The 15,899-nt window shown below is 68.0% G+C and carries 14 protein-coding genes; 5 read left to right on the plus strand and 9 right to left on the minus strand.

Translation table 11 applies throughout. From position 1 onward, the window contains the following. Nucleotides 1-5: 5 nt before the first annotated feature. A complete protein-coding gene (locus ACZYRS_RS03270; protein WP_463418109.1) occupies nt 6-1,178 on the minus strand; it encodes a cytochrome P450 in 1,173 nt (390 codons plus the stop codon). Between the two features lie 83 nt (nt 1,179-1,261). On the opposite strand from ACZYRS_RS03270, the gene ACZYRS_RS03275 reads away from it, so the two are divergent. Continuing rightward, nucleotides 1,262-1,957 carry an ArsR/SmtB family transcription factor gene (locus tag ACZYRS_RS03275; protein WP_463418110.1) on the plus strand — a complete coding sequence of 232 codons (696 nt, stop codon included), beginning with the start codon at nt 1,262-1,264 and terminating at the stop codon, nt 1,955-1,957. 9 nt (nt 1,958-1,966) lie between these two features. Here ACZYRS_RS03275 and ACZYRS_RS03280 read toward each other — a convergent pair whose 3' ends face one another. Further along, on the minus strand, nt 1,967-2,926 hold the full coding sequence (locus ACZYRS_RS03280; protein ID WP_463422444.1) for a Bug family tripartite tricarboxylate transporter substrate binding protein: 960 nt from the start codon (nt 2,924-2,926) through the stop codon (nt 1,967-1,969). Between the two features lie 161 nt (nt 2,927-3,087). Next, on the minus strand, nt 3,088-4,605 hold the full coding sequence (locus tag ACZYRS_RS03285; protein WP_198788706.1) for an AMP nucleosidase: 1,518 nt from the start codon (nt 4,603-4,605) through the stop codon (nt 3,088-3,090). A 62-nt stretch (nt 4,606-4,667) separates the two neighbouring features. Between ACZYRS_RS03285 and ACZYRS_RS03290 the strand changes: the two genes are divergently transcribed. Beyond that, complete coding sequence (locus ACZYRS_RS03290; protein ID WP_463418111.1) at nt 4,668-5,567, plus strand: ketopantoate reductase family protein; 900 nt, start codon at nt 4,668-4,670, stop codon at nt 5,565-5,567. A gap of 110 nt (nt 5,568-5,677) precedes the next feature. On the opposite strand, the gene gorA is transcribed toward ACZYRS_RS03290, so the two are convergent. Further along, entirely contained in the window at nt 5,678-7,036 is a 1,359-nt protein-coding gene (gene gorA / locus ACZYRS_RS03295) for a glutathione-disulfide reductase (RefSeq protein ID WP_463418112.1), read from the minus strand. A 125-nt stretch (nt 7,037-7,161) separates the two neighbouring features. Here gorA and ACZYRS_RS03300 point away from each other — a divergent pair, with 125 nt between their 5' ends. Continuing rightward, complete coding sequence (locus ACZYRS_RS03300; RefSeq protein WP_463418113.1) at nt 7,162-9,198, plus strand: PEP/pyruvate-binding domain-containing protein; 2,037 nt, start codon at nt 7,162-7,164, stop codon at nt 9,196-9,198. On the opposite strand, the gene ACZYRS_RS03305 is transcribed toward ACZYRS_RS03300, so the two are convergent. From ACZYRS_RS03305 to ACZYRS_RS03320, 4 genes are all read right to left on the minus strand, one after another. Then, nucleotides 9,199-9,735 (minus strand): hypothetical protein, encoded by a 537-nt coding sequence (locus tag ACZYRS_RS03305; RefSeq protein WP_463418114.1) that lies wholly within the window; start codon nt 9,733-9,735, stop codon nt 9,199-9,201. It abuts the gene before it with no gap. Further along, nucleotides 9,732-11,726 carry a TRAP transporter large permease subunit gene (locus ACZYRS_RS03310; protein ID WP_463418115.1) on the minus strand — a complete coding sequence of 665 codons (1,995 nt, stop codon included), beginning with the start codon at nt 11,724-11,726 and terminating at the stop codon, nt 9,732-9,734. Before ACZYRS_RS03310 ends, ACZYRS_RS03305 begins: the two co-directional genes overlap by 4 nt. Continuing rightward, nucleotides 11,723-12,352 (minus strand): TRAP transporter small permease subunit, encoded by a 630-nt coding sequence (locus ACZYRS_RS03315; RefSeq protein WP_463422445.1) that lies wholly within the window; start codon nt 12,350-12,352, stop codon nt 11,723-11,725. The genes ACZYRS_RS03310 and ACZYRS_RS03315 overlap by 4 nt, the downstream gene beginning before the upstream one ends. Before the next feature lie 93 nt (nt 12,353-12,445). Continuing rightward, nucleotides 12,446-13,561 carry a TRAP transporter substrate-binding protein gene (locus tag ACZYRS_RS03320; RefSeq protein WP_463418116.1) on the minus strand — a complete coding sequence of 372 codons (1,116 nt, stop codon included), beginning with the start codon at nt 13,559-13,561 and terminating at the stop codon, nt 12,446-12,448. A gap of 217 nt (nt 13,562-13,778) precedes the next feature. Between ACZYRS_RS03320 and ACZYRS_RS03325 the strand changes: the two genes are divergently transcribed. Next, nucleotides 13,779-14,189, plus strand: a complete 411-nt coding sequence (locus ACZYRS_RS03325; protein ID WP_463418117.1) for a rhodanese-like domain-containing protein — start codon at nt 13,779-13,781, stop codon at nt 14,187-14,189. A gap of 334 nt (nt 14,190-14,523) precedes the next feature. Here the strand turns inward: ACZYRS_RS03325 and lysM are convergent, their stop codons facing one another. Continuing rightward, nucleotides 14,524-14,985 carry a peptidoglycan-binding protein LysM gene (gene lysM / locus ACZYRS_RS03330; protein ID WP_198788692.1) on the minus strand — a complete coding sequence of 154 codons (462 nt, stop codon included), beginning with the start codon at nt 14,983-14,985 and terminating at the stop codon, nt 14,524-14,526. Between the two features lie 136 nt (nt 14,986-15,121). Between lysM and ACZYRS_RS03335 the strand changes: the two genes are divergently transcribed. Beyond that, nucleotides 15,122-15,898 carry a type III pantothenate kinase gene (locus ACZYRS_RS03335; RefSeq protein WP_198788691.1) on the plus strand — a complete coding sequence of 259 codons (777 nt, stop codon included), beginning with the start codon at nt 15,122-15,124 and terminating at the stop codon, nt 15,896-15,898. Nucleotide 15,899 lies beyond the last annotated feature (1 nt).

Below are 15,899 nucleotides of genomic sequence, written 5' to 3' on the forward strand. Positions count from 1 at the left end.
TTCCTTCAGTGGAAGACGGGGATGCGCGCGTTGGCAGAGGGCCGGTAGTGCCAGCCGCGCGCCCGAACCGCATCGAGATCGGGTTTGCGCTGCAACAGCGCATCGAGCCCCGCGGCCGCGAGTGTGCAGGCCAGCGCCTGGCCCGGGCAGGCGTGCATGCCGTGGCCGAAACCGAGCATGCGGCGCCGTTCGCGAATCGGCTTGAAGCTGTCCGGATCAGGGTTGAACGCCGGATCGCGGTTGGCAGCCGCCAGCACCAGCAGCACCGCATCGCCCGCCGCCAGCGGCGTGCCCGCGATGGTGATGGGCTCGACCGCGAAGCGGCGCGTGTTGTGCACCGGCGGGTCGTGCCGTGCCGTCTCTTCCACGATCGCCTGCAGCCCATCGCGCGTGCGCGCCGCTTGCCGCAACGAAGGATCGCGAACCAGTGCGACGAGGCTGTTGCCCAGCAGGCCCGCCGTCGCATCGCAGGTCTGGGAGAGCAGGCCGACGATGTTGGCGAGCCATGCGCGCGAGCGCGGTGCGCTCGCATCGCTTTCGGCCAGCACGGCCGCGAGCAGCGTGCCGTTGCGAGGCGGCGCGCTGGCGGTCAGCACCTCGAATCGCGTCATCAGTTCAGCGGCCGCAACGCTCGCGCTCTGCAGTTGATCCGGCGTCGAGAGCGGCGACAGACAGGCCACGAAGTCGCGCATCCAGCGGTCCACCTGCGGCAGCGTTTCATCGGCAAACCCGAGCAGGTGCGCGACCGCCTGCACGGGCATGGAAAACAGCGCCTCCGACAAAGGCTCCGCCGGCACGTTGCGCGCGACCTGCAAGGCGGACGCGTGCACGGCATTCAGGTCCAGCCCGGCCAGCGCACGCTGCAGCGCGGGCCGATGGGCCTGGTGCGCCGCGCCGTCGTTCATGCGCACCAGATGGCCGAACACCTCGCCGGCCGGGCTGCCCACGATGGCGCGCGGCACCGGTTCGGCGGACGGCCGCACGTGCAGTGCGCCGTGCGCGAGCAGCACCGATTCGATGACGTCCGCGCGACTCGCGACCCACACGCGCAGCTTGTCGTTCCACACGAGCGGCGGGCCTTCGCGCAGCGCGGCATAGAAGGGGTAGGGATCGGCATGCGTGACGGCCGCGACCGGATCGACAGGCATGTCGGTGAGGGAAGTGGGGCTGGTGTTCATGGCGCGCAGTGTGCAATCGGCGCTGCCGGCACACTTCGCCCGTGAACGAAGTGTCGATTGCGCCGGCGTTCTACGATCGGCGCATGGACACGAACTCATCCGCCACCGCGGACCTGCAGCTGGCCCGCCTCGCCGGCGCCATCGCCGAGCCGGCGCGCGCCCGCATGCTCAATTGCCTGATGGACGGCCATGCGCGCACCGCGACCGAGCTGGCCACCGTCGCCGAGGTGGCCGCCTCCACCGCGAGCGCGCACCTCGCGCGCCTGAAGGAAGAGCGGCTGGTCGAAGTGCTCGTGCAGGGCAAGCACCGTTACTTCCGGCTCGCCGACGACAACGTCGCGGCCGCGCTCGAAAGCCTGATGGTCGTGGCCGGCGCGCCGCGCGCGGTCGAGTTCAAGCCCAACACGCCGAGCCGCCTGCGCGCCGCGCGCACCTGCTACGACCACATGGCCGGCACAGCGGGCGTTGCGCTGCACGACCGGCTGCATGCGCAGGGCTGGCTCAGCGGCCTGCAGAGCGGCTCGTACGAACTCACGTCCGAGGGCGTGATCGCGCTCGAAAGCCTGGGGGTCGAAGTCGATGCGGTGCGCCGCTCGCGCCGGCGTTTTGCCTGCGCGTGTCTCGACTGGAGCGAGCGCCGTCCGCACCTGGGCGGCGCGCTGGGGGCCGCGTGGCTGCAGCTGTCGCTGCGCCGCGGCTGGGTGCGGCAGGAACTCGACGGGCGCGAACTCGCGCTCACGCCCAAGGCGCAGCGCGAGATGCCTGAGTTGTTCGCCTGAAGGCTGTCTTCAGGCCTTGAGTTTCAACAGGTAGATCATCGGCCCGGCCATCGCCAGGTCGAGTTCGAGGAAGCTCTCGAAGTCCTTGCCGGCCATCCAGTACGCATCCCAGTTGTTGCGCTTGATGGTCTTCTGCCAGACGTCGGCGCCGGTCGCGCGGCGCACGGCTTCCAGCAGCACGGCGCGGCGCTCTGCGGGCACCTTCTTGCCGGTGAGCACGCCGCGCCAGTTGGCCAGGTCGGCGTCCACGCCCTGCTCGCGCACCGACGGAATGCCCAGGAACGGCCGCTTGGACGACACGCCGATCGCGCGCAGCTTGCCGCTGGCAAGCGCCTCGCTGAATTCGCTGTAACCCGAGATGCCGGCGACGGCCTTGCCGGTTTCCAGCGCCTCCACCACCTGCGCGCCGCCGGGGTACGGCTGGTAGACCAGGCCCGCGGTGTTGCCGGCCACGCGCGCCAGCATGCCGGCGTACATGTGATCGACGCCGCCGGCCGAGCCGCCGGCGATGACGGTCTTGGCCACGTCGGCGCGCAATGCGGCGATCAGGTCCTTGGGCGTCTTGATGGGCGAATCGGCCTTCACCGCCACCACTTCGTAGTCGCTGGTGAGGCGCGCCACCGGCGAGACCTGCGCCATGGTGACCGCGGGCTTCTGCAGCGCCACCGCGCCGACCATCACCATGCCGCTCATCAGCACGGTGTCGGGGTCGGCATCGTATTTTTCGACGTATTTTGCGAGGCCGATGGTGCCGCCCTTGCCGCCGACGTTCTCGTAGACCACGTCGCCTGCCGCGCCGGAGGCCAGCAGCGCTGCGCCGAGCGCGCGGCCGGTCTGGTCCCAGCCGCCGCCTTCGTTGGCGGGAATGACGATGCGCAACTTGGCAACCAGCTGCGGCTCGGCCGCGCCGGCCGGGCGGGACCACAGCGCGGCATGCCCCGCGCCCGCGGCGGCCGCAGCGCCGGCCATCCATGCATGGAAGCGGCGGCGGGAAAGGCTGATGGACTGCGGCTTAGACATTTTGTTTCCAGTTGTTCACAGAGGTAACCGGATGATGTCTAAGAAAAGTGAAAAATACGCGCGTCAACCCCTAGGTGAAAACCCTAGGAATTGCGAATATCTGTCAACTTTTACTGAAAAGCGACTTCCGCGAAGCTGCGCAGCTTTCGGCTGTGCAGCCGGGTCGAGCCCTCTTCCCGAAGGATGTCGATGGCCCGCATGCCGATGCGCAGGTGCTGCTCCACGCGCTCGCGGTAGAAGTGGTTGGCCATGCCGGGCAGCTTGATCTCGCCGTGCAACGGTTTGTCGCTCACGCACAACAAAGTGCCGTAGGGCACGCGAAAACGGAAGCCGTTGGCCGCGATGGTCGCGCTCTCCATGTCCAGCGCCACCGCGCGGCTCTGGCTGAAGCGGCGCTGCGGCTGGTTGCCGGGCAAAAGCTCCCAGTTGCGGTTGTCGGTGCTCGCGACGGTGCCCGTGCGCATGATCTTCTTGAGGTCCGGCCCTTCGTAGCGCGTGATGTCGGCCACGGCTTTTTCCAGCGCGAGCTGGATTTCCGACAGCGCCGGAATCGGCACCCACAGCGGCAGCTCCTCGTCCAGCACGTGGTCTTCGCGCACATAGGCGTGCGCCAGCACGTAGTCGCCCAGCTGCTGCGTGTTGCGCAGGCCCGCGCAGTGGCCCAGCATCATCCAGGCGTGCGGGCGCAGCACGGCGATGTGGTCGGTGATGGTCTTGGCATTGGCCGGGCCGACGCCGATGTTGGTCATCGTGATGCCGCTGTAGTCCTCGCGCACCAGGTGGTAGGCCGGCATCTGCGGCAGGCGCGGCGGCGCGGTGCCCTGGCTGCCGTCCAGCAGGTGGCCGAAGGTCTCGCTCGCGCCCGCATCGAGCCCGCGGCGGCGCGTGACCACGTTGCCCGGCTCGATGAAGGCGATGTACTCGCTGTTCTCGTCCGCCATTGCCTCGTGGCCCAGGCGCACGAACTCGTCGATGTAGAACTGGTAGTTGGTGAACAGCACGAAGTTCTGGAACCACTCGGGCGCGGTGCCCGTGTAGTGGCGAAGGCGATGCAGCGAGTAGTCCACGCGCGCCGCCGTGAACAGCGACAGCGGCTGCGCCTCGCCGTCGCGCGCCTCGTAGGTGCCGTTGGCGATGCCGTCGTCCATCACGCCCAGGTCGGGCAGGTCGAACACGTCGCGCATCAGCGCGCGGCGGTCTTCGCTCATCGTGCCTTCGATGTGGTCGTTCTCGGCGAACGAGAAATGGATCGGAATGGGCTGCGTGCTGGTGCCCACCTCGAGCTCGACCTGGTGGTTCTCCAGCAGCAGGCGGAACTGGTCCAGGTAGTAGCGGGAGAAGAGATCGGGCCGCGTGAGCGTGGTCTCGTAGCGGCCCGGTCCGGCCACGAAGCCGTAGCTCAGGCCCGCATTGGCCGGCGGCGTGTGGCGCGAGACCGTGTGCGTGTGCACCCGCACGAACGGGTAGCAGGCCCGCACCCGGCCCGGCAGCGCCTCCCCGGCCACGAAGCGCAGCATCGATTCGCGCAGGTGAGACAGGCCACCCTGGTAGATGGCCTTGACCTGGTCGAGTGCGGCGGCGGCGTCGGTGAAGCGGGCGGGGGCGACGAATGTGGGCATGTAGGGCATGGCGGCATTGTGCAATGCGCCGTTAACCTATGGCTCGATAGACAAACCAAGGAAACGAATCGATGAAAGTCGCAGTCATGGGCGCCGGCGCAGTCGGCTGTTACTACGGCGCCATGCTGGCGCGCGCGGGCCACGAGGTGGTGCTGATCGGGCGGCCTTCGCATGTGGAAGCGGTTCGCGCGAACGGCCTCCGGCTCGAGACCAAGACCTTCGATGACTGCGTGCGCCTCGATGCGAGCACCGAGGCGAGCGCCGTGCAGGGCGCCGGCCTCGTGCTGTTCTGCGTGAAGTCCACCGACAGCGAATCGGCCGCCGCGCAGATCAAGCCGCACCTTGCGCCCGACGCGCTGGTGCTCACGCTGCAGAACGGTGTGGACAACGACGAGCGCGTGCGCTCGGTGCTGTCGAACGAAGTGGCGGCCGCCGTCGTCTATGTCGCCACCGAGATGGCCGGCCCGGGCCATGTGAAGCACCACGGCCGCGGCGAGCTGGTGATCGCGCCGTCGCGCGCCAGCGTAGAGGTCGCGCAACACCTCGTCGCCGCTGGCGTTCCCACGCAGATCTCCGACAACGTGCGCGGCGCGCTCTGGGCCAAGCTGGTTTTGAACTGTGCCTACAACGCGCTGTCGGCGGTGTCGCAGCTGCCCTACGGCGAGCTCGTGAAGGGCGTGGGCGTCGCCGACGTGATCCGCGACGTGGTCGCCGAATGTCTTGCGGTGGCGAAGGCCGAAGGCGTCGTCATTCCGGGCGACACCGATGCGGCCCTGCGCGGCATCGCGCAGTCGATGCCGTCGCAATACTCATCGACCGCGCAGGACCTCGCGCGCGGCAAGCTCAGCGAGATCGACCACCTCAACGGCCTGGTCGTGCGCCGCGGCGAAGCGCTCGGCGTGCCCGTGCCGGCCAACCGCGTGCTCTTCGTGATGGTCAAGCTGCTCGAAGGCAAGCAGCGGCCTCACTGAGTTCGTCTTTTCGTGAAACACCGCGGAACCGGCTCTGCCGGGCCGCAGGTGTTGCCCCCGGTAGGGGGTAGGAGAAGCGACACGAAGTGCGCGGAGCCTGGGGGCGAGCCCTATCCAGGCATCGGTTCGCGCATGGTGACGAACTCTTCGGCGCCCGTCGGGTGAATGCCGATGGTGCTGTCGAAGATCGCCTTCGTCGCGCCCGCGCGCATCGCCACCGCAAAGCCTTGCACGACTTCGCCCGCGTCCGCGCCCACCATGTGCAGGCCCACCACGCGGTCGCTCTTCTTGTCCACGACCAGCTTCATGAAGGTGCGTTCGCTCCGGCCCGAGAGCGTGTGGCGCAGCGACTTGAATTCGCTGGAGAACACCGCGACCTCGCCGAACTTCGCGCGCGCGTCCAGCTCGGTGTAGCCGCAGGTGCCGATGTTCGGGTGGGTGAACACGGCCGTGGGAATGAACTCGTAGTCCATGCGGCGCTTGCCCTTGCCGAACAGTTCGTCGACCACCACCATCGCCTCGGCCAGCGCCACCGGCGTGAGCTGCACGCGCGTGGAGACATCGCCCACCGCGTAGATCGACGGCACCGAGGTGCGGTAGTGCGCATCGACCGCGATCGCGCCGTTCTCGTCGAGCTTCACGCCCGCCGCCTCGAGGCCCAGGCCTTGCGTGTTGGGCACGCGGCCGGTGGCGAAGAGCACCGTGTCGGCTTCGATCTGTTGGCCGCGCGCGAGCGTGACGACCAGGCCGTTCGGACCGCGCGCGATCAGCGAGGCCTCGCAGTTCAGGCGCACGTCCACGCCCGCCTTGCCCATCTCGTTCGCGAGGAACTGCCGCACGTCGTCGTCGAAGCCGGTGAGCAGGTGCGCGCGGCGGTGCAGTTGCGTCACCTTGGAACCCAGCCCGTTGAAGATCGAGGCGAACTCGCACGCGATGTAGCCGCCGCCCACCACCAGCAGGCGCTTGGGAAACGGGTCGAGGTCGAACATCGCATCCGACGTCACGATGTGCTCGCGGCCCGGAATGTCCGGCACGTAGGGCGTGCCGCCCGTGGCCACGAGAAGGTGGCGCGCGGTGTGGCGCTTGCCGTCGATTTCCACCGTGTGGCCGTCGATCAATTGCGCCCATCCGGTGACGAGCGTCACGCCCGAGTTCTTCAGCAGCGAGGCATAGATGCCGTTGAGCCGGCCGATCTCTTTCGCGCGCTGCGACTTGAGGTGGGCCCAGTCGAACTGCGGCTCGGCCGGCAGCGTCCAGCCGTAGCCCGCGGCCTCCTCGAACGATTCGGCATAGCCCGCGGCATAGCTGTAGAGCTTCTTGGGGATGCAGCCCACGTTGACGCAGGTGCCGCCGAGATCGGCGGCTTCGGCCAGGCCCACGCGGGCGCCGGTTTGTGCCGCCATGCGCGCGGCGCGCACGCCGCCGCTGCCGCCGCCGATGACGAAGAGGTCGAAGTCGAATGTGGGCATGAGAAGAGGCTCCTTTCGGGCGACTGTAGCGGCCGGCCGATGGCAGTGCTGCCGGCGGGACTTGGCGCGGTTCGGCCCCGCCGGAACGCGAGCGAGAATTCGCCTTGCAACGAGAGGGACACTCCATGAAGAACAACAGCAGCACCCGGGCTCGGGCGGGCAAGACATCGCGCTGGCTATCGGTACTGGCGTTGTGCGCGGTGGCCGTCGCGCCCATGCCGGCCGATGCGCAGCTCGCGCGCAAGCCCTCCTTCTACCAACAGCAGAACCAGCCGCAGCCCGAAGGCCCGGCCGCCCAGCTCGTGCCGCGCCCCGCGGTGCCCGCGTCGCTCCCGGCGCTGCGCAGCCAGGGCGACTTCGACACGCTCGCGCGCGTCTACGACCCGGGCACGCCGATGCAGCTGGCCCATGTGCTCTTCGTCATCGACCGTCAAGCGAAGCCCGTGCGCACCCACTACATCGACACGCCGCGCTACCAGCTGCACGTGCGCTTCGTGCGCGACACCGGCCTCTCGCCGCGCGCGGGCAAGCGCGAAATCGACCGCAACTACCTCGTGCCCGATCGCCGCTTCCTCTTCGGCACGCTGAGCTGGCAGCAGAACATCAGCACCTTCACCTACGAATTATGGGAAGGCGATCAGCTCACCGCGCCGCTGCTCAGGCAAGCCGATGCGCAGGTGAAGGCCAGCTTCTTCGCGCCCGTGAAGTTCAAGACCAATTCCACGTTGCACGAGCGCGTGGCCAAGGAAGCGGGCATCGACTTCGTGAGCCAGGAGGCGCTGATCCGCGAGCAGCCATTCATGCCGATGAACCTCGGCACCGCGACCGGCCGCGTGCGCATCGTGGACGACGCGTCGGGCCTGAACGCGCTCCTGCCCGACGACATCGCCGTGCTGCGCCAGGTGCCGATCAACCTGCCGCCCGTGGCCGGCGTGCTGACCGAGCGGCCATCGACGGCGCTCTCGCATGTCAACCTGCTGGCCAAGGGCTGGGGCATTCCGAATGCCTATGTGCGCGACGCGGCCACGGTGCTGCGCGAGCACGCGGGCCAGTGGGTGGCGCTCAAGGTCGCGGCCTCGGGCTACCAGTTGCGCCGCCTCACCGCGGAAGAAATCGCGGCGCTCCCGCCGCGCACCGTGCGCACCGCGGCCACGGGCGCCGTGCCCGGAAGCGACAGGGCCGTGAAGCCCGATCTGCGCGAGACCCGCCTGCTGCCGCTCGCGTCTCTGCGCGCGCGCCACAGCGCGCAGTGCGGCTCCAAGGCCGCGAACCTCGGCGCGGTGCTGGCCGCGCGCATTCCATCCACGACAGTGCCCGACGGCTTCTGCATTCCGTTCGCGCACTACGACCGCTTCATGGGGGCGAACGGCCTGGCCGAGCGCATCGCGCAGATGCAGCAGCAGCCCGGCTTCGCGAGCGATCCGCAGGTGCGGCAGAAGGCACTCGCGCAATTGCGGGAGGAGATCGCGAAATGGCCTGTCGATGCCGCCACCGCAGCGTCGTGGCGCGCCGCATGGCAGTCGCAACTCGGTGGCAATGGTGTTTTCGTGCGCAGTTCCTCCAACTCCGAAGACCTGCCCGGCTTCAGCGGCGCGGGGCTCTACACCACGGTGCCCAACGTGAAGACCGGCGACGCGCTCGAACTCGCGGTCAAGAAGGTCTGGGCCTCGGTGTTCAACCCCGAGGCCTGGGAGGCTCGCAGCGCCGCGGGCTTTGGCGCCGAGTCGGTGCTGATGGGCGTGTTCGTGCAGAGCGCCATCGACGCGACCAACGCGGGCGTGATGATCACGCGCGACCCCTTCGACGCGGGCCACCCGCACGTCACCTACATCTCGGCCAAGCGCGGCATCGGCATCCGCGTGGTCGAGGGCCAGCGCGTGGCGGAGCAGGTGATGTATTCGAGTTGGTCGAAGGCGATCCAGGTGCTGAGCCGTTCGGCCGAGGAGACGGCGCTGCAGCTGGACAAAGACGGTGGCGTGAAGGAGGTGCCGGTGGAGCAGGGGCGCAACGTGCTGACCGATGAACTGGTGGTGCGGCTTGCCAATGTGGGCGCGGCGGTGAAGCGCACGTTCAATGCCGTTGACCAGGACATCGAATGGGCGACGGTGGGCGACAGGATCGTGCTGTTGCAGGCGCGGCCGTACGTGGAGCGGCGGCGCTAGTCAGGGTTTGGCGCACGACGCGCCCGCAACCGTCACCGGCATGGTCCACGTGCGTTGCCGGAACCGGGTCGGCATGCTGAGCGGCGTTCCTTTCTGCTCGGCGGTCTGGCCGTAGAAGTCCGAACTGCAGGTGCCGCCGGCGCGCAGCAGGAACACGTAGTGCCTGCCGGGCTCCGGCGTGAAATCGACGATCGGCGTGCAGCGGCGGGTGGTCTTGGCGGCGACCAGCCCGCCGACGATGCCTTGCCCGGCCAGCGGGTTCTTGTATTGCAGCGCCATCGAGACGGCCACCCGCTTGCCCGTGGCGACCTTGATCGTGCGCCGCGCCTTCGGCTCGAGGGTGTCGACGGGGCGCAGGCCGGTGCACTCCACCGGGTCGTCGAAGGCCTGGACCACCCCGGGCACCTCCGCTTCGTTGCGGAATTCGATGGTGCTGGTCGGGCCTTCCCCGGGTTCCTGGTAGCTCGTGGCGCAGCCTGCCAGCGCCAGGCCCGCGAGCAGCGCCGCGCAGGCGCCGGTGTGCGAAGCGGCCTTCATTTGTAGAGCAGCTGCGGCAGCCACAGCCCGATCTGCGGCCAGACGTAGAGCATCACGATCGCCAGCACCTGGATGCCCATGAACGGCAGCATGCCCAGGAAGATCTGGTTGAGCGTGACGTGCGGCGGGCTCACGCCCTTCAGGTAGAACGCCGCCATCGCCACCGGCGGCGAAAGAAAGGCGGTCTGCAGGTTCAGCGCCACCAGCAGCCCGAAGAACAGCGGATCGACGCCGAAGTTGTCCAGCAGCGGAATGAAGATGGGCATGAAGATCACGATGATCTCGGTCCACTCCAGCGGCCAGCCCAGGAGGAAGATGATTACCTGGCTCAGCACGAGGAACTGCACCTTCGTGAGGTTCATGCTCAGTACCCATTCCTCTACCAGCGCCTGCCCGCCCAAGAGGGCGAACGCGGCCGAGAAGATGGCCGAGCCCACGAAGAGCCAGCACACCATGGCCGAGGTCTTGGCCGTGAGGAAGACCGACTCCTTGAGCACCGTGAGATTGAGCCGCCGGTAGGCCGCGGCCAGCAGCATGCCGCCCAGCGCCCCCATGGCCGCCGCCTCGGTCGGCGTGGCCAGGCCCAGCACGATGGAGCCGAGCACCGAGAGAATCAAGAGCATCAGCGGGAAGAACGACGCCAGCAGCATCTTGAAGATCTCGAGCCGCGCGAAGCTCAGGAACAGGTAGAAGAGCGCCGTGATCGCGCCGAACACCGCGAAGGTCGCGATCCACCAGGTGGGAGCGGCGCGGTACGTCGGGCCTTCGGCGGCTGCGGCAGATGCAGCAGATGCGGCAGATGCAGCGGCCGCTGGCTGCGCGCCGGGTGGCGCGGCGAGCGTGGACGAATCGGATGCCGCGGGCGGCGGGGATGCGGCCTCGCCGCTCGGCGGCTCCGCGAGGCCGCCTTCGCTTGGCGGTTCCTGCAATCCACCTTCCGCCGGCGGCTCCTGGAGCCCGCCCTCGGCCGGCGGTTCCGCAAGGCCGCCCGAGCTCGCGGCACGATTGCTCCCGCGTGCCGCGCCGATCTCCTCGATCTCGTAGCGCGCCTCGGCCTCCACGGTGGTCACCGCGCGGTAGCTGAAGCCGGCCAGCAGCGCGAACACGATGGCCGGCAGCGCCACGATGCTCAGCTGCCGCAGCACGTGCGAGAACGGCACCTCGGCGTTGCGCCGGCCCTTGAGCAGCCCGACCAGCGCGTGCGCCGTGGGGCTTGCGGCCAGCCGCTGCGACAGCGGCGGCAGCGGCACCACGCGATCGGCCGCCGAGAGCGGCGGTGCCCATTGGGGCTTGAGCTTGGCGATCAGGATCACGTACAGGATGTACAGGCCGGCGAGCATGAGCCCGGGGAAGAACGCGCCCGCGTAGAGCTGCACCACCGAGACGCCCGCCGTTGCACCGTACACGATCAGCAGCACCGAGGGCGGAATCAGGATGCCCAGGCACCCGCCCGCCGTGATCGCGCCCGCGGCCAGCGGCACGCTGTAGCCGCCGCGCAGCATCGCGGGCAGCGCGAGCAGCCCCATCAGCGTGACCACCGCGCCCACGATGCCGGTGGCCGTGGCGAAGATCGTGCAGGTGACCAGCGTGGCCACGGCCAGCGCGCCGGGCAGCCGCGCGAGTGCCAGGTGCAGGCTCTTGAAGAGCGACTCGATCAGGTTCGCCCGCTCCACCAGGTAGCCCATGAAGACGAACAGCGGCACGGCGATCAGCACGTCGTTGGCCATCGTCTTGTAGGCCGACTGCACCATCAGGTCGAGCGTGCGGTGCCAGTCGCGGTCGTAGGCCATGAAAGTGAAGAGCATGCCCATGCCCATCAGCGTGAAGGCGGTGGGAAAGCCCAGCATGATCGCCACCACCACCAGCGACAGCATCAGGAGGCCCAGGTGGCCGTTGGTGATGGTCTCCGCGCGCAGCAGCACGGTGGCCGCGCCGATCACGATCAGCGCCATGAAGGTGAGGCCGAACCAGAGTTCGCGGCGGATCTTCATCGCGCGGCCCCCCCGGCTTCGTTGGCGACGACCACGCGGTCGAGCGCGGCGATGTCGGCGTCCTTCACGTGCACCATTTCCTTGAGCTTCTGGACGTCCACTTCCTCGACGTCCTGCTCGCGAGAGGGCCAGGCGCCGTTGCGGATGCACTGCACGCAGCGGATGATCTCCACGATGCCCTGCAAGAGCAGCGTGAAGCCCGCGAGAGGAATGATGAACTTGAACGGATACAGCGGCAGCGGCTCGGCCGAGAAGGTCTGCTCGCGGATCGCGAGCGCCTCGCTCGCGTAGACCCACCCGGCCCAGGTCAGCGCGACGATGCCCGGCAGGAAGAAGACGATGTAGAGCGTGAGGTCGACCAGCGCCTGCGTGCGCGGACGAAAGAAGCCGTAGAGCACGTCGCCGCGCACGTGGCCGTTCTTGGAGAGCGTGTACGCCCCGGCGGTCATGAACATGGCGCCGTACAGCATGATCTGCGCATCGAGCACCCAGGCATGCGGGTGGTTCAGCACGTAGCGCGAGAACACCTCCCAGCTGATCAGCAGCGTGAGCAGCAGGACGCACCAGGCGAAAGTCTTGCCGATCCATGTAGAGAACCGGTCGACCGCCAACAGGAAAGATTGCATCGGAACGAACTCCTCGCCGCGCGGCGTGCGCAGCTTGCGTGCAGGCATGAAAGAGGGCACCCCGCGGGTGCCCTTCGCGTCACAGGAAGCGCATCAGGACTTCTTGGCCTGCCGTCCGAAGTAGTGGTTGTAGGCCATCTTGAAATCGACCGAGTAGTCGTTCTGCCACTGGCCCGCGCGCTCGGCGAAGGCGCGCTGCGAGTCGAGCACCTTCTTGAACAGCGGGTTCTCGGTCGACTTCTTGGCGATGGTCTTGTCCCATGAGGCCAGCTGTGCGCGCAGCACCGAGTCGGGCGTCTTGTAGAACTTGATGCCGCTCTTCTTCAACTCCTCGTAGTCCTTGGAGTTGCGGTCGATCGCCTTCCAGCTCATGTCGGCGCTCGCGGCCTGCGTGGCGTACTCGATCACCGCCTTGAGTTCGGGCGGCAGCGCGCGCAGCTTGGGGCCGTTCCACAGCACCTCGAACTGCTCGCCGCTCTGGTGGAAGCTCTGCAGCATGCAGTTCTTGGCCACGTCGGGAAAGCCCAGCACCCTGTCGCTGGAGGCGTTGTTGAACTCCGCCGCATCGATCAGGCCGCGGTCCAGCGCGGGCACGATCTCGCCGCCGGGCAGCGGGTTCACGGCCGCGCCCATGTCGGTGAACACATCCACCGCCAGGCCCACGGTGCGGAACTTCAGGCCCTTCATGTCCTCGGCCCTGGCCACCGGCTTCTTGAACCAGCCCAGGGGCTGCGTGGGCATCGGGCCGTAGAGGTAGGAGGCCACGTCCAGGTTCAGGCTCTTGTAGATCTCCTCCATCAGCGCCTTGCCGCCGCCGTAGGTGTGCCAGGCCAGCACCATGTTGGCGTCCATGCCGTAGCCCGGGCCCGAGCCCCAGAGCGCGAGCGCCGAGTTCTTGCCGTACCAGTAGGCGACCACGCCGTGGCCGCCGTCCAGCGTGCCCTTGGCCACCGCGTCCAGCAACTGGAAGGCGGGCACCACCGAGCCGGCCGGCAGCACTTCGATCTTCAGGCGGCTGCCGGCCATGTCGTTGATCTTCTTGGCGTAGTCCTGCGCGTATTCGTGGAAGATGTCCTTCGCCGGCCAGGTGCTCTGAAAGCGCAGCGACGTGGTCTGCGCCATGCTGACCATCGGCGCCGACATGGCGCCTGCAGCAACGGCGGCACCTTTCAGAAGGTTGCGGCGGCGGGGTGATTTGCTCTCTGTCATGTTGTCTCTCTCCATACAAGTTCTGACTGAAAAACCCTGCCCGCCTCTTGGAGTTATGTTTGACAGGCCCAAGCCCGATCTTTGGCGCGCGCGAAAACGCGACAAACAGGGTTTTCACGAACTGGTGAAAAATTCCACCATCCGGCGAGGGCGCCGGGCCAGGTAAAGACGACCGCCGCCCCTGAAGTAACCCTAATGATTGGAAGGATGCAAAGAGATGACTGAACCCGTTGGTGAAAAGGGCTACGCCGGCGACGTATCGCCCGAGCAGGCCGCGCAATGGCTCACGAGCGGCGAGGCCGTGCTCGTCGATGTGCGCACCGACGCCGAGCGCGAGTGGGTCGGCTATGTGCCGGGCGCCGTACCGCTGGCGTGGAAGCAATGGCCGGGCATGGCGCTGAACCCTGCGTTCGACGATGGGGTGCGCGCTGCGGCTGATGGCGGCAAGAAACTGGTGCTGTTGTGCCGAAGCGGTGTGCGCTCGATTGCCGCTGCGAAGCGCGCCACGGAATTGGGGCTCGAGGCTTACAACATCCTCGAAGGCTTCGAAGGGAATCCGGACGAGAGCGGTCATCGCGGACAGATCGGCGGCTGGCGCAAGCGCGGGCTGCCCTGGAAGCAGAGCTAGCTAGCGTTTTTCGGGGCGGCACTCCCGCCGACGGTGGGCTCTGTTTCGCGAATGTCCCCCGGCTTCGCCTCCTCCTTGATTTCGCGAAACAGAGCCCACCATCGGCGGGAGCGCTTTCAGAGCAGTCGTTAATCGCCGATCACCCACAGCGTGCCCGAGTGCGCAGGGCATCGGGTGCTCCCCGCAGCGAAATCAAGGAGGAGGGCGAAGCCCGGGGGACATTCGCGGAGGGGAGTACCCGTTGGCCTGTGCACGCCGCCCCGAACAAACCCGCCCAAAAACAAAAAGGCCCACCGTTCCCAGTGGGCCTTTTCAATGCAGAGCCTGAAGAAAATCAGAGCGCCGGAATGCGCAGCTTCTGCCCCGGATAGATCTTGTCCGGGTGCGACAGCATCGGCTTGTTGGCTTCGAAGATCGCGTTGTACTTGTTGGCATCGCCGTAGTACTTCTTGGAGATGGCCGAGAGCGTGTCGCCCTTGACCACGTCGTGGTACTGCGCGGGCGGCGCGGCGGGCGCGACCAGGTTGTTGTCCACGCTCGTGACGTTGGCCACGTTGCCCGCGGCGAGCGCGGCTTTCTCGCTGGCTTCCTGCGAGGGCGCCTGGCCCGCCAGGGTCACCACGCCGCTGCTGGCGGTGTAGGTCACTTCGAGTGCGGTGAGACCGAGGTTCTGCGTCTCGATGTAGGTCTTGATGGCGGCTGCGGCCGCCGTGTTCGCATCGGGCGAGGCCGCCTGGGCCGACGAGCCGCCGAACAGTTTTTCACCGGCTTCCTTGATGAAACTGAGCAATCCCATGGTGTTCTCCTTGTGCCGTGGTGGTGGATGAATTTGCGAATGTAGCGGCGGAACGCCGTGCACGGTCGTAGGCCCATGCCGCGTGTGTCGGCGACGTGCCAGCAGGAATAACAACAAAGTCGCAATAATCCCGCGCATGGCATCCCCCTTCCTCGCAATCGACATCGGCAACACCCGCCTGAAATGGGCGCTCTACGACGGGGCGCATCCGGGCGCCGCGTTGCAGGCCTCGGGCGCGGAGTTCCTGGACCACATCGAACGCCTCGCCGACGGCCCCTGGGCCGACCTGCCCGCACCCGGCGCCATGCTCGGCTGCGTGGTGGCCGGCGACACCCTGCGGCGCCGCGCCGAAGAGCAGATCGTCGAGCGCTTCGACTGCGCGCCGCGCTGGGTGGTGTCCAGCGCCGGCGAGGCCGGCATCGTCAACGGCTACGACCACCCCACGCGCCTGGGCGCCGACCGCTTCGTGGCGATGATCGGCGCGCGCCATCGCATGCTCGCGCAAGGACCGGCGCGGCCGATGGTGGTGGTGCTGATCGGCACGGCCGTCACCGTAGAGGCGATCGATGCCGACGGCAGGTTCCTCGGCGGGTTGATCCTGCCGGGCCACGGCATCATGCTGCGCGCGCTGGAGTCGGGCACCGCGGGCCTGCATGTCCCGACGGGCGAGGTGCGCGAATTTCCCACCAACACGAGCGATGCGCTCACCAGCGGCGGCACCTATGCCATCGCGGGCGCGGTCGAGCGCATGGTGCAGCACGTGCGCTCGCACTGCGGCGAGGAGCCGGCCTGCTTCATGACGGGCGGCGCGGGCTGGAAGATGGCGCCCGTGATGAACGGGCACTTCGAGCTCGTCGAGAGCCTCATCATGGACGGCCTCCTGGTCATCGCCCGCGAACGGGCTTCTGCCTGAA

The organism is Variovorax sp. AC194 (assembly GCF_979257995.1).

Coding starts and splice junctions, on each gene's coding strand:
- ACZYRS_RS03290 (WP_463418111.1), top strand. CDS start 4,668: ATGAAAGTCGCAGTCATGGGCGCCGGCGCAGTCGGCTGTTACTACGGC.
- gorA (WP_463418112.1), bottom strand. CDS start 7,036: ATGCCCACATTCGACTTCGACCTCTTCGTCATCGGCGGCGGCAGCGGC.
- ACZYRS_RS03300 (WP_463418113.1), top strand. CDS start 7,162: ATGAAGAACAACAGCAGCACCCGGGCTCGGGCGGGCAAGACATCGCGC.
- ACZYRS_RS03325 (WP_463418117.1), top strand. CDS start 13,779: ATGACTGAACCCGTTGGTGAAAAGGGCTACGCCGGCGACGTATCGCCC.
- ACZYRS_RS03280 (WP_463422444.1), bottom strand. CDS start 2,926: ATGGCCGGCGCTGCGGCCGCCGCGGGCGCGGGGCATGCCGCGCTGTGG.
- ACZYRS_RS03335 (WP_198788691.1), top strand. CDS start 15,122: ATGGCATCCCCCTTCCTCGCAATCGACATCGGCAACACCCGCCTGAAA.
- ACZYRS_RS03320 (WP_463418116.1), bottom strand. CDS start 13,561: ATGACAGAGAGCAAATCACCCCGCCGCCGCAACCTTCTGAAAGGTGCC.
- lysM (WP_198788692.1), bottom strand. CDS start 14,985: ATGGGATTGCTCAGTTTCATCAAGGAAGCCGGTGAAAAACTGTTCGGC.
- ACZYRS_RS03275 (WP_463418110.1), top strand. CDS start 1,262: ATGGACACGAACTCATCCGCCACCGCGGACCTGCAGCTGGCCCGCCTC.
- ACZYRS_RS03305 (WP_463418114.1), bottom strand. CDS start 9,735: ATGAAGGCCGCTTCGCACACCGGCGCCTGCGCGGCGCTGCTCGCGGGC.
- ACZYRS_RS03315 (WP_463422445.1), bottom strand. CDS start 12,352: ATGCAATCTTTCCTGTTGGCGGTCGACCGGTTCTCTACATGGATCGGC.
- ACZYRS_RS03270 (WP_463418109.1), bottom strand. CDS start 1,178: ATGAACACCAGCCCCACTTCCCTCACCGACATGCCTGTCGATCCGGTC.
- ACZYRS_RS03310 (WP_463418115.1), bottom strand. CDS start 11,726: ATGAAGATCCGCCGCGAACTCTGGTTCGGCCTCACCTTCATGGCGCTG.
- ACZYRS_RS03285 (WP_198788706.1), bottom strand. CDS start 4,605: ATGCCCTACATGCCCACATTCGTCGCCCCCGCCCGCTTCACCGACGCC.